The organism is Acinetobacter suaedae (assembly GCF_008630915.1).
Lineage (GTDB): Bacteria > Pseudomonadota > Gammaproteobacteria > Pseudomonadales > Moraxellaceae > Acinetobacter > Acinetobacter suaedae.
Genome location: NZ_CP043909.1, coordinates 970,143 through 986,979 on the forward strand (window position 1 = coordinate 970,143; position 16,837 = coordinate 986,979).

The 16,837-nt window shown below is 38.6% G+C and carries 11 protein-coding genes; 8 read left to right on the forward strand and 3 right to left on the reverse strand.

Translation table 11 applies throughout. The annotated features are described in order from the left end of the window. Positions 1-29: 29 nt before the first annotated feature. The 4 genes from F2A31_RS04500 to F2A31_RS04520 all read left to right on the forward strand — a co-directional run bounded on the left by F2A31_RS04500 (position 30) and on the right by F2A31_RS04520 (position 4,025). The gene (locus F2A31_RS04500) at positions 30-521 is read left to right on the forward strand and encodes a DUF2505 domain-containing protein (protein WP_150025377.1); all 492 of its coding nucleotides are present in this window, start codon (positions 30-32) and stop codon (positions 519-521) included. Positions 522-644: 123 nt separating this feature from the next. Then, the gene (def, locus tag F2A31_RS04505; protein WP_150025378.1) at positions 645-1,130 is read left to right on the forward strand and encodes a peptide deformylase; all 486 of its coding nucleotides are present in this window, start codon (positions 645-647) and stop codon (positions 1,128-1,130) included. Between the two features lie 14 nt (positions 1,131-1,144). Then, positions 1,145-1,525, forward strand: a complete 381-nt coding sequence (locus F2A31_RS04510) for an endonuclease domain-containing protein (RefSeq protein ID WP_150025379.1) — start codon at positions 1,145-1,147, stop codon at positions 1,523-1,525. 181 nt (positions 1,526-1,706) lie between these two features. After that, complete coding sequence (locus F2A31_RS04520; RefSeq protein WP_171490558.1) at positions 1,707-4,025, forward strand: AAA family ATPase; 2,319 nt, start codon at positions 1,707-1,709, stop codon at positions 4,023-4,025. Between the two features lie 146 nt (positions 4,026-4,171). On the opposite strand, the gene metH is transcribed toward F2A31_RS04520, so the two are convergent. Beyond that, positions 4,172-7,858: a methionine synthase gene (metH, locus tag F2A31_RS04525; RefSeq protein WP_150025380.1), complete on the reverse strand. Its 3,687-nt coding sequence runs from the start codon at positions 7,856-7,858 to the stop codon at positions 4,172-4,174. Positions 7,859-8,294: 436 nt separating this feature from the next. On the opposite strand from metH, the gene F2A31_RS04535 reads away from it, so the two are divergent. Next, positions 8,295-9,926 (forward strand): inorganic phosphate transporter, encoded by a 1,632-nt coding sequence (locus tag F2A31_RS04535; protein WP_150025381.1) that lies wholly within the window; start codon positions 8,295-8,297, stop codon positions 9,924-9,926. A 752-nt stretch (positions 9,927-10,678) separates the two neighbouring features. On the opposite strand, the gene F2A31_RS04540 is transcribed toward F2A31_RS04535, so the two are convergent. Together F2A31_RS04540 and radA are read right to left on the reverse strand one after the other, a co-directional pair. Beyond that, on the reverse strand, positions 10,679-11,695 hold the full coding sequence (locus F2A31_RS04540; protein ID WP_150025382.1) for a Tim44 domain-containing protein: 1,017 nt from the start codon (positions 11,693-11,695) through the stop codon (positions 10,679-10,681). Positions 11,696-11,777: 82 nt separating this feature from the next. Then, entirely contained in the window at positions 11,778-13,166 is a 1,389-nt protein-coding gene (gene radA, locus F2A31_RS04545) for a DNA repair protein RadA (protein WP_150025383.1), read from the reverse strand. Positions 13,167-13,520: 354 nt separating this feature from the next. Between radA and F2A31_RS04550 the strand changes: the two genes are divergently transcribed. The 3 genes from F2A31_RS04550 to lysA all read left to right on the forward strand — a co-directional run bounded on the left by F2A31_RS04550 (position 13,521) and on the right by lysA (position 16,833). Continuing rightward, positions 13,521-15,020: an alanine/glycine:cation symporter family protein gene (locus F2A31_RS04550; RefSeq protein WP_150025384.1), complete on the forward strand. Its 1,500-nt coding sequence runs from the start codon at positions 13,521-13,523 to the stop codon at positions 15,018-15,020. 300 nt (positions 15,021-15,320) lie between these two features. Then, positions 15,321-15,560 carry an LPS translocon maturation chaperone LptM gene (gene lptM / locus F2A31_RS04555; RefSeq protein WP_150025385.1) on the forward strand — a complete coding sequence of 80 codons (240 nt, stop codon included), beginning with the start codon at positions 15,321-15,323 and terminating at the stop codon, positions 15,558-15,560. 22 nt (positions 15,561-15,582) lie between these two features. Next, positions 15,583-16,833, forward strand: a complete 1,251-nt coding sequence (gene lysA / locus F2A31_RS04560; RefSeq protein WP_150025386.1) for a diaminopimelate decarboxylase — start codon at positions 15,583-15,585, stop codon at positions 16,831-16,833. Positions 16,834-16,837: the final 4 nt, after the last annotated feature.

The following is a 16,837-nucleotide window of genomic DNA, read 5'->3' on the forward strand; positions in this document are numbered from 1 at the left end:
CTATATAAAACGAAACGGAAATTTAAATTATGGCACATCAATTTACGGTTAATGAAACAATTCATGGTGTTTCAATCGAAGACTTTTCAAGATTAGTCGCGGATACAGCATTGCATGAAGCAGTGTGTAAACGTATTCCAGGTGAAAACTTAGAAATTATTGAATCTGCAATTAATGGGGATGTTTATACGCTACGCCGTGAATATAACCTTGATGTAAATATTCCTGATGTTGCTAAAAAATTATTAAAAAATGCATTTCGTTTAAAACGTTCTGACATTACTCATTTGAAAAATTTAACTTCAACGGTTGAGTTAGGCGCAAACTTACCATTAGAAGCAAAAGCGGAACGTAAAGTAACTGGAAATAGTGACAAAGTAGAAATTACTTTAACTTGGAATGTAAAAGTAAAAGTACCTTTGATTGGTGGAATGCTTGAAAAGCATGCTGAAGGTGAAATTCGTAAGTTTAGCCAGCTTGAAATTGAAATTGTTGAGGATGAATTAAAGAAACAACTTTAATTTAACCTTTTTTTAAAACTCTCCTTCATGGGGAGTTTTTTATTTTTGCGTGAAAATGATAGAAGCAATAGAAAATATCCAATACTATGTTAAGCACGATTTGATCAAAATAAGGTCATGGGTATGAGTGTGGTTTTGCCTGTAGCGCAACGTGGTGAAGCAATATTAGAACTTAAGGCAGCATTTGTTGCAGATGGGGAGTTTAATAGTGAGTGGCTATTGCAATTGGCTTCTGCGATGCATGCGACTATGCTTGAACGGAATGGCGTGGGAATCGCAGCACCACAGGTTTATATTTCTAAACGTGTGATTATTGTCGCATCTCGTCCAAATCCTCGTTATCCAGATGCACCTGAAATGGATGCAGTGGTAATGGTTAATCCTGAGATTTTGGAGTTTTCTCAAGCTACTTGTTCGGGGGAAGAGGGATGTTTAAGTGTTCCTGATGAGCGTGGGCAAGTGCAACGAGCACAGAGTGTCAAAGTGCGTTATCACACTTTACAAGGCGAGGTGATTGAAACAACATTTGATGGTTTTCCTGCACGTATTGTGCAACATGAAGTTGATCATTTAGATGGTGTGTTGTTTGTGGAACGGCTGAGTGCTTAGAAGTTAAATTAATAATGAAGCCTTACAATAAAAACTTAAAACTTCTATCACGAGATTTACGAAGCAACATGACTGATGCAGAACAATTGCTATGGTCAAGATTGCGCCGTAAACAGATTTTAGGATTACAGTTCTATCGACAGAAACCTTTATTAAATTATATTGTGGATTTTTATTGTCCAGCAGTGAATTTAGTTATTGAATGTGATGGTGGACAACACTATACCCAAGATGGGCTGGAAGCAGACAGAAGTCGAGACCGTGCTTTAAACGAGCTTGAACTTGAGACATTAAGGTTTAGTAATCATCAGATTTTGACCGAAATAGATGTGGTAGTAGAGCAGGTTTATTGGATTGCGAAACAGCGATTGGATTCCTCCTTTTATGAAGATTAGTTTCTCATCTTTGGGAAAGTGGAATTTAAGGAAATTTAATGACGTTTTTGGATTCATGATACTCCCTCCTTTTTTAAAGGAGGGTTGGGGAGGATTAAAAGTTATAGACTATTTGTATTTTATTCGGTCTAATTTGTGTGAGTTTGACTTTAGATAAAAAATTAAAATTTGAGAGGATATTGTGTTTACGAAAATTATTAAACTAGAGAATGTAAAACAATGGCAACATACTGGTAGTAAAGGTGGTTCAGAAAATGATTTTGGTCAGTTAAATTTAATTTACGGAAGGAATGGAGCTGGAAAATCAACACTAACAAAAATTCTAGATTTGATTAATAAAAGAGATATAGAAAAGATTAAGAAATTAGCTCCCTTGGAGAACGAAAAAGAGCCATTTTTTAATTTTATGATTAAAGGTAACAGTATAACTTTAGCTACCTTAGATAAAGCACCAGAATTTCATATTTTTAATCAAGACTTTGTAGACGAAAATTTATATTCTACAAATGGTGTGGAAAGCTCTCAGTTAGTCAACTATTATGATTTTTGTTTGGGAAAAGTATCAGTTGATAAACAAAAAGAAGTTGATAGGTTAAAAAGTGAAATAACTGCTTTAACAAGTTTAATACAACCATTGGAAGCAAAACTAAAGACACAATTTAATAGAACAATTGAGCAAATCAAAAAGATTCCTAGTACGGATAATGTGGATGAAGAAATTACTAAATTGAATGAAAAACTGATAGATCAAAAGTCAGTTAACTTATATCGACAAAGAAAAAAACTGTCATTTTTAAGTTTGGTTAATCCTAAATTTGATAAAAGTATTTTTGAGACTAACTTAGAAGTGATTTCGAAAGAAGCTCAAGAGAAAGTAACTCAGCATATAAAAGAACATTTTGCAAAAGATGATGAAAATTGGATTAAAGATGGTATAGAGCTAGTAACACATACAAACAATTGTCCATTTTGTGCCCAAAGTTTAGACAACTCACCAATTTTTAGTTTTTACAGTCAGTTTATAACGGATTCTTATAAACAGGCTTGTGATGATTTTGAATTAAAGAAATATTCAAACTTCGAATCAAAAGCTTATGAAATAGGTATACGTCTTGATGAGTTAGTTGAGATAATTGCCTCAAATTGTGATTTGATTCAAACATGGTCTGATCGGATTGAAAAATTAGACTTGATAATCGAATTAAAGGATTTGAAGAATGCATATAAAATTTTCTTTCATGAGGTCAGGGGGTTAATAACGAAGAAAGAAAAAGATATTTTAGCATCCATTAATTTTAATAAATTTGATGAACTTTTAAACTTAATCTATCAGAATGCTAATTTTACTGATTATAACGATAAAGTCTTAATGTTTAATAAAAGAATTGATAAGTACTTGGAAACATTATCACAAGATCAAAGTCAAATAATTAATCAAAAAATTTCAGAATTAAAATTAATAAAATTGCGGTTTTCTAAAGAAGTAATTTCTGATCTTGAAAGTTTTAGTAAGTACAAAAATGATAAAGATGAAAAAACGAAATCTATGACTGAATTACGAGATTTAATTCTAGAAGAACAAAAGATTCTTATTGAAAAGCATAAAGACGGAATCAATGAATTATTAAAGAAATTTAACTCAATGATTAGGCTTAGCTCATTTGAAAAGGATAATAAAGGACATAGAGGTGTGAGCCGTATATCTTACGGTATTACATTTTTGGATAAGGAATTATCAATTTTGAATCATAATGAGATAATTTTCGAAAGAGTTTTAAGTTCTGGAGATAAATCAGCCTTAGCCCTCGCTTTTTTCCTATCTAAGTTTAAGGGTGAAAATTTTGAACCATCAATTATATTTTTTGATGATCCAATGAGTTCATTAGATGAGCATAGAAGAAAAGCTACTATTCAAGAAATTCAGTACTTAGTTGAAAGAGAGTTTCAAATCTTTGTTTTAAGTCATGATCCATTTTTTCTTTCAGACATAAGCAAATTAAGTGCTATTTCTAAAAGTGCGAAGTGTTATGAAGTTGAAACTAAATTAATAGACTTTGATCCTTTTGATCCAAATAGTAAAAAAGTCTGTAATAGTAAATTAACTGTACGTCAAAATTTTGATTCTTATGTTTTACATTCTTATTATCAGGAATATTACAAGCTTTGGGATTTTGTTTATGCCGGAAAAGAGGAACAAAAAACTGAAATAGCAAGATCTTTACGGCCAATTCTTGAAGCATATTTAAGATTTCTATTTCCAAAGATTTTTACTGAGGATCTCTGGTTAGGAAATATGATTACAATGATTAGAGAAGAAAAAAATGTAAAAAGTCCTTTATTCGACAAAAACCAAAGGTTGGCTGAAATTCAGTCAATCAATGAGTTTTCGAAAACTTATCATCACGCTGATGGCTTTGATACTTGTATTCAAGGTATAGATTTTTCGACTTTACATGGTTATGCAAAAGATACCTTGAGATTTATAACTGGAATTAATTAGCAATCCCTCCCAACCTCCCTTTGAAAAAGGGAGGAGCAGTCACCTAATTCGATTAATTATATGATATCTCTCTCTTTTTAAAGAAGGCAAACGAGATTCAATTCAAAAAAATCCCCTCAATCGAGGGGATTTTTTATCACATGAGTTTAACCAATCGAATCATCTAAATTCGGTGCTAACCAGCGTTTCGCTACATCCAGTGTCCAGCCTTTACGTTTTGCATAATCTTCAAGCTGATCTTGAGAGATTTTGCCCACATTAAAGTATTCACTTTGAGGATGTGAATAATAGAAACCACTGACAGAAGAAGGCGGCATCATGGCAAAGTGTTCAGTCAGTTTGGTACCAATCTTTTCTTCTGAGCCTAACCAATCAAATAATACTGCTTTTTCAGAGTGTTCAGGACAAGCAGGGTAACCTGGTGCAGGACGAATACCGACATACTTTTCTTTGATCAGTTCTTCATTGCTCAACGTTTCATCTGCTTTATAGCCCCAGAACTCTTTACGAATACGTTCATGTAAATGCTCAGCGAATGCTTCTGCAAAACGATCCGCTAAAGACTGAATCAGAATCGCTGAATAGTCATCACCTTTGGCTTTATATTCATTTGCCAATTCTTCAGCGCCAAAGATCGACACCGTGAAACCACCGAGATAATCCTCAGGCTGTTCAGAAGGCTTAATATAATCCGCCAAAGACAAGTTTGGTTTACCTGTCACTTTGTCTGATTGCTGACGTACATGCTCAAAGGTGTGAGTGCGATTTTGACCTGATTCGTCAAATACGCTGACGGTATCTGCACCAGTACGCTGAGCAGGGTATAAGCCAAATACAGCACGGGCATCGAAACGTTTATTTTCAATGATGTCTTTCAGCATCGCTTGCGCTTGATTATAAAGATCAGTCGCTGCTTCACCGACCACTTCATCTTCTAAAATTTTCGGGAATTTACCCGCCAAACTCCAAGAGATAAAGAATGGTGTCCAATCAAAATATTCAACTAAGGTTTCAAGCGGATAATTCTTAATAACTTGTGTACCCAAAGTATTTGGTTTTGGTGGGACATAGTGATTATCTATTTTAAAACCATTTTCGACTGATTCTGCATAACTCAATTTTGCAGCTTTAGGTTGCTTGTTCGCTAAGCGTTCACGAATCTTGGCATATTCCGCACGATGCTCTGCAATAAAGTTACCGCGCATTTCAGGAGAAAGTAGGGTAGTTGCCACACCCACTGCACGAGAGGCATCAGCCACATAAATTACTGCATCATTTGAATATTGAGGATCAATTTTAACTGCGGTATGTGCTTTGGATGTAGTTGCACCGCCGATCAATAAAGGAATGTTAAAGCCTTTACGTTGCATTTCTTTGGCTACAAAGACCATTTCATCCAAAGATGGAGTGATCAAACCAGACAAACCAATGATGTCACATTTCTCATCAATTGCTGTTTGCAGAATTTTTTCCGCAGGTACCATCACGCCGAGGTCAACGATGTCGTAACCATTACAACCTAAGACAACACCCACAATATTTTTACCAATATCGTGTACGTCACCTTTTACTGTTGCCATCAGGACTTTACCTTTAGACTGTCCTTCTGATTTTTCTGCTTCAATGTATGGGTTGAGCCATGCCACCGCTTGTTTCATGACACGTGCAGATTTAACAACTTGAGGAAGGAACATTTTTCCTGAACCAAACAAGTCACCGACCACGTTCATGCCGTCCATTAATGGGCCTTCGATCACATCAAGCGGACGTTTTGACTTTAAACGTGCTTCTTCAGTATCTTGATCGATATAAGTGGTGATACCTTTAACAAGTGCGTATTCAAGACGTTTTTCAACAGGCTCATTACGCCATTCAAGATTTTCAGCTTCTTTGGCTGCACCACCTTGACCACGATACTTTTCTGCAACTTCCAGTAAGCGTTCAGTCGCAAGCTGACCTGATTCACCTTGATTTTGGTTCAGAACAACATCTTCAACAGCGTCTTTTAGTTCTTTTGGAATGTCGTCATAAATTGCCATCTGACCAGCATTCACGATACCCATGGTCATGCCTTGTTTGATGGCATGGTAGAGGAACACGGAGTGAATCGCTTCACGTACAGGCTCATTACCACGGAATGAGAACGAAACGTTAGAAACACCACCTGAAATCATGGCATGTGGTAAGTTTTGTTTGATCCAACCAGTCGCCTCAATAAAGTCTACGGCATAGTTATTGTGTTCTTCGATCCCTGTTGCCACTGCAAAAACGTTTGGATCGAAAATAATATCTTCAGCTGGATAGCCAACTTCATTGACTAAAATGTCATAAGAGCGTTTACAAATTTCGCGCTTACGCTCTGCGGTATCTGCCTGACCAACTTCGTCAAAAGCCATGACAATAACTGCTGCACCGTACTGACGGCAGAGGCGAGCTTTTTCGACAAACTCGTCATAACCTTCTTTTAGGGAAATCGAGTTTACAACCGGTTTACCTTGAACACATTTTAGACCTGCTTCAATGATTTCCCATTTCGATGAGTCAATCATGATTGGTACACGAGAAATATCAGGTTCTGAAGCGACAAGGTTCAGGAAATGCACCATCGCACCTTGCGAATCGAGCATCCCTTCATCCATGTTAATGTCGATGATTTGCGCACCAGCTTCCACCTGTTGCTGAGCAACTTCTAAAGCTTCTGCAAAGTTCTCTTCACGGATCAAACGTAGGAATTTTTTTGATCCTGTGACGTTGGTACGTTCACCGACGTTCACGAATAAAGAATCATCATAAATATTAAATGGTTCTAAACCACTTAAACGGCAAGCATGAACTGTTTCTGGGACTTGGCGAGGTGCAATGTCTTTTACTGCATTGGCAATGGCACGAATATGATCTGGTGTCGTACCACAGCAACCACCTGTAATATTGATTAAACCGCTTTCAGCAAATTCTTTAATAAAAGCAGCAGTTTGTTCTGGGGTTTCATCATACTCACCAAATGCATTCGGTAAGCCAGCATTTGGGTGAGCAGATATAAAAGTATCGGCAACGTCAGCAATGGTTTTAACGTGAGGGCGCATTGCATCTGCACCCAATGCGCAGTTAAAACCAATTGACAGCAAGTCACCATGACGTACTGAGTTCCAGAATGCTTCAGCGGTTTGACCTGTCAATGTACGACCTGAGGCATCTGTGATCGTACCTGAGATCATCAATGGAAGTTCATAACCGATTTGTTTAAATACTTCTTTGACTGCAAAAATTGCAGCTTTACAGTTCAAGGTATCGAAAACTGTTTCGATCAACAGGATGTCAGCACCGCCTTCAATTAAGGCATGCGTTGCTTCGATATAATTTTCTTTTAGTTCATCGAAAGTAATATTACGGAATGCTGGATCATTGACGTTTGGTGAGATTGAACAGGTACGAGATGTAGGGCCGAGTACACCTGCCACAAAACGAGGTTTTTCTGGGGTTGAATATTTATCACATGCTGCTCTGGCGAGACGTGCCGCTTCACGGTTGATCTCTGGAACAAGGTCTTCCATGTGGTAGTCAGACATCGAAACACGGGTACCATTAAAGCTGTTGGTTTCAATAATATCTGCACCAGCATCCAAATAAGCTTCATGGATGCCCTGAATAATCTGCGGTTGAGTCAATACTAAAAGATCGTTATTACCTTTAAGATCAGAAGCCCAATCTGCAAAACGTTCACCACGATAATCTTCTTCTTCTAACTTATGGCGTTGAATCATGGTTCCCATTGCACCGTCAATAATCAGGATACGTTGGGCGAGAAGAGATTTTAGGGTGGCAAGCGTGGACATAAGGAACCCCAGTAATGGCAAAGATAAAAAGCAGACGCATTGTAGCAGAAGCAATGCTGAAGCGCTTATTTTCCATCTAAAAGGCGGTGAACCGCGCATTCAAATTGAAAAATGTCATAAAACTTTCATCAAAGTGCAACAATTCGAGGTAATAATGCTTAAAAATAAAGCAAAACGTTCGCAGTATGACCAATAAAAGTCATATTTTTTTGCGTTTGTTGCAAAATCAGACAACGATTTATTCTAACCCTGATATTGCTTTATTTTGTTGAAAAATATGGATTAATTTTGATTTAACGCACTGTTTCGATACAAAAAATTGGTGTGAAAGTGATGAAATGATGAAAATTTGAGTTCATGTGACAAAGCTTTGTCATATAATTGTCATAATTTAATTAAACAATATGGGGGATTTTTTTATCCTCCAGCCGTCTACATGAATTCAAATCTACCTCCTGCTTCGGATTCACCAGTTGCGACAGAATCGCAAGCCCAATCGACGAATGTACATGTACCAACACCTAAATTTTTTATGCCGGTGTTCTTAACAGTCATTGTTGCTACACTGATTTATATTGGTTTTCAGGTGAGTGCTGATTTATCACATGTGCCACCATTAAGTTTATATTCAGTTATTTTATTATCTACGGCACTATTTATTGCCTTGGCATTCGAATTTGTAAACGGTTTTCATGATACTGCAAATGCTGTTGCGACGGTGATTTATACCAATGCGCTTCCTGCACCAGTAGCGGTCATGTGGGCAGGCTTCTGTAACTTCTTAGGGGTTATGGTGGCAAGTGGTGCAGTTGCTTACGGTATCATTGCATTATTGCCTGTCGAAATGATTATGAATGTTGGCAGTGGGGCTGGTTTTGCCATGGTTTTCGCGCTGTTGATTGCAGCGATTTTATGGAACCTTGGTACTTGGTTTTTGGGTATCCCAGCGTCGAGTTCGCACACTTTAATTGGTTCGATTTTAGGTGTGGGGATCATGAATCATCTGTTAAATGCATCAACTGGAGCAACCAGTGGCATTGACATGGATCAGGTATTAAAAGTCGGTAAGGCGTTATTATTTTCTCCAATGATTGGTTTTGCTTTTGCAGCCGTTTTATTCTTATTGGTGAAAAAAATCTTTAAACGCCAAATGGAGTTGTTCCAACCTCCTGTTGGAAATAAGCCACCGCCACCACTCATCCGCGGTATTTTGATTTTCACTTGTACAGGTGTGAGTTTTGCTCACGGTTCAAATGATGGTCAAAAGGGGATGGGGTTAATCATGTTGATCTTGATTGGCTTGGTTCCATTGGCTTATTCATTGAATAAAAGCTTAGACGAAAAGCATTTGCAATCTTTTGAGCAATTATCAGCTCAAACTGCATTGGTATTGAATGCTGATCAACAAGAATTTTCTGATGAAAATGCCCGCGATATCCTCACAAAATATATTCAAACCAAAGAACAAACACCTGAAGTTTTACCTGCATTGGCGAGTATGACTGGACATTTAGGTGAAAAAGTTGCCGCTTATGGTGATCTTAAAGATATTCCAGAAGCTGGGGTTGCTGAGTTGCGTAATGATATGTATTTAAGCACCACGACGTTTAAGCGCCTAGATAAAGCAGATGCTCTACCTGCAATGACCACAGAACAACAAAAAGTAGTGAAAGACTATCGTAACAATATGGATTCATTCCTACAGTACATTCCTAACTGGGTAAAAGTTGCCGTTGCATTGGCCCTTGGTCTAGGAACAATGGTGGGTTGGAAACGTATCGTTATTACAGTGGGTGAGCGTATTGGTAAGAATCACATGACTTATGGTCAAGGGATGTCTGCTGAATTGGTTGCGATGAGTACGATTGCTGCTGCTGATGGTTTTGGTATGCCCGTTTCAACAACACATGTTTTAAACAGTGCGGTTGCAGGTACGATGGTCGCAAATAAATCAGGCTTAAACTTTGCTACGATTAGAACGATTCTTTCGGCATGGGTATTTACGTTACCAGCAACGATCGCATTATCTGGTGGTTTATACTGGTTGTTCTTGCAATTTGTCTCTTAATTTGAGCTGATTGAAAGATGATAAAAGCTTTGCTACGGCAAGGCTTTTTTATTATTCTAAATTACCCGACTTCTGTTTAAGCTATGATTCCATTATTCGGATGGTTGGCTTGTATTGATGACATCATTGGTAAGTACAAAAATCGGGTTAACTACTATTTTGAGAATATAAAATAAGCACCAAAACTTTAATTATTATGAGGGTGTTTTATGATAAACAAGGTATTTGTTAATGAGTATTTTATGTGATTTATGATATTCCTCTGATTCTTTTATTGGGTATTGTCTTAGGTGTATTATGGGTGGCGTATTATGAGGTGTTACTCAATAAATCTTCTTCTATTCTTTATTCTATTTTTCTTCAAATAGGCTTTAGAGTACAAACTGCTCAAATATTTTCTGTAATTTTTGCATGGTTATTATCATTTTCTTCTTGCTTATACATGTTAATTTTTGCTCCTTTCATCTCTGATGATCTATGGTCATACTATTCTACATCCTACTTTGTGGGGATAGTCATTGGCTTGTTTTTTAATAAAGTTAAATTTTAAAATGACATTCTAGTTGGCATGATGCTTACATAGAACATAATAATACGACTATCACTGTCTATAAATGAAGGATGCCACACAGGGTATAGTGGTGCTGCCTAAGTGGCAATGAATACTAGGGCAAGACTCAAGTCGTTAGTTTATTCTGATGACAAAAAAGAGCTGTCGAAACAGCTCTTTTTATCTTTTTAACTACAGTGCTTTAAGCTTGTTGAATCCCAGCAACAACCCAATCTTGCTGTGAACCAACATCTTTAACAAAATGCCAAATCTCAGTAAATGGTTGTGGCAAACTATTTAGATCTTCACTTACAGTGCCAGTAAAGCGCACACTCACAATATATTGACCATTTTCGGTTGTACTTTCCGCAACCATCGCATTGAGATTACTAAACTCAGCTACGTCTTGGTCTTGGTTTGCCATAATGTCTTGATACATTGATGCATATAAATCAGGCGTTAAATAACGGCGAATTTCCTGAATATTACTCGCAGTGTTCATGGACTGAATATGGTTAAAGCGTTGACGAGCAATACGTAAAAAGGCTGCAGGTTCAGTGCCATCTGGTAATTGATTACCACTATTCATGGTTGCACTACCGAATGGAGCTTGAGTTGGTGCATTTCCAAAAGGAGACTGTGTTGCAGCACCACCGCCAACTGCTTGACCAAAGATATTGGTGTTGTCACCTGTTTGGCGAGCAGTTGGTTGTGAACTTTGGCGGCTAAACTGATTTGGGTTCGGGCCACCATTGTTTGGAGCGTATGGGTTATTGGCTGCTAATTTTTTTTTTGCGCCTAATTTGCGGAACACAAAGAAAGCGGCAGCTGCTGCAAGTAAGACCCATATCCAGCTTGGAAGCCCTTGTTTCTCTTCCTCCGCTGCTACAGCTTGCTGCTCAGTTTGAGCAGGATCTTTATTATCATCAGCCATTGCATTTGCTGCTACTGCACCAAGTGCTGCACCAGCGACACCAGCAGCGACCATACCACCTACACCAGGACCAGATTTCTGTGGTGCTGTAGCAGGCTGTTGTGCCGGCGTGGTTTGACGTGGTTGCTGATAAGACTGATTATTTGCTGGCTGTGATTGACTTGAACTAGAACGGCTCATGCCATGACTTTTACCACCACCTGCACGCTTCGCTTCTGCAAGGGGTGCAGCAACCAAAGTTGCCATTAATAAAGCTGCCATCAAGCCACGCTGGTGTACTTGCATCGAAAATTCCTATTCAATTCCAATATGTAAGTGTATTTATGCAGGTATTTGTGCAGAATTTCAATCAAAAAAGTATATTTTTTTATGTCAATTCTTCACTCAGTTGCATTGCTTCTGTCAACGCTTCATGCAAACGTGCGACAGCAATTACTTGAATCCCATCTATTGCTTTTTGAGGCGCATTGGCACGCGGTAAAATGGCATATTTAAAACCATGTTTTGCGGCTTCTCTTAGACGTTCCTGACCATTGGGAACAGGACGGATTTCACCCGACAAACCAACTTCACCAAATACAGCGAGTTGTTGAGGCAGTGCCTTCCCCCGTAGACTTGAAGCACAAGCAAGTAGAACAGCTAAGTCTGAACCAGTTTCGGTAATTTTTAATCCGCCTACAACGTTGACATATACATCTTGCCCTGCAGTTTGTACTCCACCATGTCTGTGCATCACCGCAAGCAACATATTTAGGCGATTTTGCTCTAACCCTAGTGCAACACGACGTGGTTGTCCGTGAGCATCATCGACCAATGCTTGAACCTCAACGAGTAGGGGGCGAGTACCTTCACGACTAATCATCACGATAGAACCTGGAATCGCTTCATCATAACGGCTTAAAAAGATTGCAGAAGGATTTGCAACTTCTCGTAATCCTTTATCGGTCATTGCAAAGACACCTAACTCATTCACTGCACCAAAACGGTTCTTTACCGCACGAATCATGCGATAACGTGAATCAGATTGCCCCTCAAAATACAAAACACAATCTACCATGTGTTCTAATACACGAGGACCAGCAAGAGCACCTTCTTTCGTTACATGCCCTACGATAAATAAAGCAGTACCACTGTTTTTGGCAAAACGTGTGAGTAGCGCAGCAGATTCTCGGATTTGTGAAACCCCACCTGGTGCCGATTGTAAAGTCTCAGTATATAGGGTTTGAATGGAGTCTAAGATGGCAACAGCAGGGCGTTCCTGTGCCAAAACTTCACAAATACGTTCAACACAAGTTTCTGCCATCACTTTAAGTTGATCAGTAGGTAAATCTAAACGGTGTGCTCTTAAAGCAACTTGAGAAAGAGATTCTTCGCCAGTGACATAGAGTGCAGAACTGTTCTTGCTAGCCATGTGAGTAGCTGTTTGCAGAAGAATTGTAGATTTTCCGATACCTGGATCACCGCCGATAAGTACGACTGAACCTGTTACTAGGCCTCCGCCTAAGACGCGATCAAATTCGCTTACACCCGTCGCTAGACGTGTTTCATTTGATACAGAAACTTGATTAAGTGTTGTAATATTGGCAACTTGCCCTGCATAGCCTCCGATTTTAGGCTGACCACGATGAGAGACAGTCGGTTCGATACGTACTTCGACCAAACAGTTCCATTCACCGCATTCAGTACATTGTCCAGCCCATTTCGGATGATCAGCACCACATTGTTCACAACGGTAAACAGTTTTAATTTTTGCCATATTTAAAATTGAAAAATTTGTGTAAATTAGTTAAAAAGTAAAGTAAATACGAAAACGATGCGTCGAGTCCATTTTTTCTTGAATAAGGATAAAGAAAAAGGGCGTTTTTTCGTATATTACTGGTTAAAGGGAAGTGCTCAGAAAAATAACATGATATAAGACTTTTACAAGTAAGATACAGTGTGTTTTTGAGTCTAGATATTTCTTCAGTTCACTTTTTCCATGGAAGGTCTTTGAGCATTTGTTCAATTCTTGTCGTGAAGCTTAAGTTGAATGGCATAGATATTGCTCTTGCTCAGACAAATGGGAATATAACAGTTGTTATATTTTCAACATATATAAAGGTTGATTTTTATGAGTGCAGCAGAAATTGTTGATTGGTTTAATGGTGTTATCTGGAGCCCAGCGCTAATCTATTTATGCTTAGGTGCAGGTTTATTTTTCTCTATTCTTACGCGGTTTGTTCAAATCCGACAACTGAAAGAAATGGGAAGATTATTAATTAAAGGAACATCCTCAGCACAGGGGATTTCATCTTTCCAAGCGTTATCCGTTTCGCTTTCAGGTCGTGTCGGTGTGGGTAATATTGCTGGGGTTGCAGCAGCAATTGGTTTTGGTGGTCCAGGTGCCGTATTTTGGATGTGGGTTGTTGCATTTTTAGGTGCGAGTACAGCTTATGTGGAATCGACTTTAGGTCAAATTTATAAAGTTGAATACCAAGGTCAGTATCGTGGTGGTCCGGCTTTCTATTTTGATAAAGGCTTAGGGCAGCGTTGGTTAGGTATTTTATTTGCGATCGCTGCGATTATTTCTTGTGGTCTATTCTTACCAGGTATCCAAGCGAATGCTGTAGGGAATGCTTTTACGCAGATTACAGGTCAGGGAGCAATCGTATTTGGCGATGTTGGTGTATATAAGCTTGTCGCGCTTGTTGTGATCGTAACGTTATTATCGATCATTATTTTCGGTGGTATTAAACGTATCGCTCGATTTGCTCAGGTTATTGTTCCATTTATGGCTCTTGGCTATATCATCATGGCATTAGTCATCATTATTATGAACATTCAAGAGCTTCCAAATGTCATTCGTATGATCTTCGCTGATGCTTTTACACCGATGGCGGGTGTTGGCGCTGCAATTGGCTGGGGGGTAAAACGTGGTGTTTATTCAAATGAGGCTGGTCAGGGTACTGGTCCGCATGCGGCAGCTGCTGCAGAGGTACAGCATCCAGCTCAACAAGGGTTAGTGCAGTCTTTTTCTGTTTACGTTGATACTTTATTTGTCTGCTCAGCAACGGCTTTTATGATCTTGATCACAGGAATGTATAATGTTCAAGGGACTTTAGAGGCTGGTCAATTCATTGTACAAAATGTAAGTCCAACGGTTGAGATTGGCTCGCCAGCCTTTACTCAAATGGCAGTCAGTACTGTTTTTGGTGGTTTTGGCCAAATCTTTGTAGCGTTGGCAGTATTCTTCTTTGCCTTCACGACAATTATTGCTTACTACTATATTGCTGAAACCAACATTACTTACCTCAGCTATATCACAAAAACGCCTTCATTAATGTTCCTCACAAAATGCTTCATTATTGCAGCAGTTGTTTATGGTGTAATTAGTGCAACTGGTTATATTTGGGGTATCGGTGATATTGGCGTTGGTTTAATGGCATGGATTAACATCATTGGTATTATCTTGACTTACTTCATCTGGAAGCCGACGATTAAAGCATTACGTGATTATGAGAAACAGCAAAAAGCTGGTGTAACAGAATTCACATTTGATCCAGTTAAACTTGGTATCCGTAATGCAACATTCTGGGAAGATCGTCTCAAGAATAAATCGAAAAAAGATTAACTCTTGATGCTATAACTTTCATGTTCTACTTAAAAGCAGCCAAAATGGCTGCTTTTTTGATTTTTACTTGAAATATTAATGAATATAGCGATGAATTGGTAAGTGGTCAAAATCGTTATTGATTTAGAAAATCGGGTGTTTCAAAGCGACTTAGTGTATTTTGAATAGCAATGAAGAGATGATGGATTCATATCTTATGAAGCACAAGAATGAACAGAAATGGGCTTTTTTTATGTTTGGACTTTAGCCTGTCGATTGATCACGCTATACTGCTGCGAATCGTAAAAGTTAGGTGCTCAGATGCGTCCAGTCATTTGTTCTATCAGTGTGTTACTGAGTTGTGTTGTATTAACAGCATGTGGTCAGTCCGGTGCATTGCAATTACCGTCTGATCCAAATCATGATAAACGTGCAAAATACTTACTTTACAAGAATGAGGCATCTTCAGCCAAAGCTTCTTCTGATGTAAATGCGGATGATGGCAAGGTGGAAAACCAAACCTCACAACCTTCGACCCAATCTCAGACCACTTCACCTTAAGTTTGTAAATAAGGACATCCTCATGAGTTTCACTCGCATTAATGGAGTATTGCATGCAGAGCAATGTTCATTAGATCAGCTCGCACAGCAATATGGCACACCTTTATATGTTTATTCCAAAGCAACCTTGGAAAAACATTATTTAGATATGGATCGTGCTTTTGATTTTATTGATCATCAAATCTGTTTTGCAGTGAAGTCAAACTCAAACTTAGCTGTTCTTAATGTCTTGGCAAAGTTAGGTGCTGGTTTTGATATTGTGACGGGTGGAGAGCTTGCGCGTGTCCTTGCAGCAGGTGGTGATCCAGCCAAGATCGTTTTTTCTGGCTTGGGTAAATCAGAGGCAGATATTGAGAAAGCATTAACCGTGGGTATTGCTTGTTTCAATGTAGAGTCATATGCCGAGTTAGATCGAATTCAAAAAGTCGCAGCGAAACTTGATAAAAAAGCGCCGATTTCGTTGCGCGTTAATCCTGATGTGGATGCGAAAACCCATCCATATATTTCGACAGGTCTAAAAGAAAATAAATTCGGTATTCCGAGTGATGCAGTCGATTCAACATATCAATATGCAGCATCCTTACCAAATTTAGAAATCGTGGGTATCGATTGTCATATTGGTTCACAATTGACAGAAACCAAGCCTTTCGTTGATGCACTTGATCGCGTTATTTTAATGATTGAGCAGTTGAAAAAACTTGGGATCAACCTCAAACATATTGATATCGGCGGTGGTTTAGGCGTTTGTTATAAAGATGAAACACCACCAACGGTGGCTGAATATGCAAATTCAATGCGTCCTGCTTTAGAAAAACTAGGCTTGAAAGTTTATATGGAGCCAGGGCGTAGTATTTCTGCCAATGCAGGTGCTTTGCTGACAAAAGTTGATTTGTTAAAACCAACCAATCATCGTAACTTTGCGATTATTGATGCTGCAATGAATGATTTGATTCGTCCAGCATTGTATGAGGCGTGGATGGATATTCAACCTGTTAATCCAAATCCAGATGTTGAAGTAAAAACGTGGGATCTCGTCGGTGCTATCTGTGAAACAGGTGATTTCTTGGGTAAAGAGCGTGATTTGGCTCTACAAGAAAACGATGTATTAGCTGTTTTAGGTGCAGGTGCGTATGGCTTTGTGATGAGCTCAAATTATAATAGCCGTGGTCGAGCTGCTGAAGTAATGGTCAATGGTGATCAAGCCTATTTAATTCGCGAGCGCGAAACCATAGAATCACTCTGGGAAAAAGAGCGTTTGTTGCCTGAGGAGTAAATTG

Coding starts and splice junctions, on each gene's coding strand:
- metH (WP_150025380.1), bottom strand. CDS start 7,858: ATGTCCACGCTTGCCACCCTAAAATCTCTTCTCGCCCAACGTATCCTG.
- F2A31_RS04510 (WP_150025379.1), top strand. CDS start 1,145: ATGAAGCCTTACAATAAAAACTTAAAACTTCTATCACGAGATTTACGA.
- def (WP_150025378.1), top strand. CDS start 645: ATGAGTGTGGTTTTGCCTGTAGCGCAACGTGGTGAAGCAATATTAGAA.
- lptM (WP_150025385.1), top strand. CDS start 15,321: ATGCGTCCAGTCATTTGTTCTATCAGTGTGTTACTGAGTTGTGTTGTA.
- F2A31_RS04535 (WP_150025381.1), top strand. CDS start 8,295: ATGAATTCAAATCTACCTCCTGCTTCGGATTCACCAGTTGCGACAGAA.
- F2A31_RS04540 (WP_150025382.1), bottom strand. CDS start 11,695: ATGCAAGTACACCAGCGTGGCTTGATGGCAGCTTTATTAATGGCAACT.
- F2A31_RS04550 (WP_150025384.1), top strand. CDS start 13,521: ATGAGTGCAGCAGAAATTGTTGATTGGTTTAATGGTGTTATCTGGAGC.
- radA (WP_150025383.1), bottom strand. CDS start 13,166: ATGGCAAAAATTAAAACTGTTTACCGTTGTGAACAATGTGGTGCTGAT.
- F2A31_RS04500 (WP_150025377.1), top strand. CDS start 30: ATGGCACATCAATTTACGGTTAATGAAACAATTCATGGTGTTTCAATC.
- lysA (WP_150025386.1), top strand. CDS start 15,583: ATGAGTTTCACTCGCATTAATGGAGTATTGCATGCAGAGCAATGTTCA.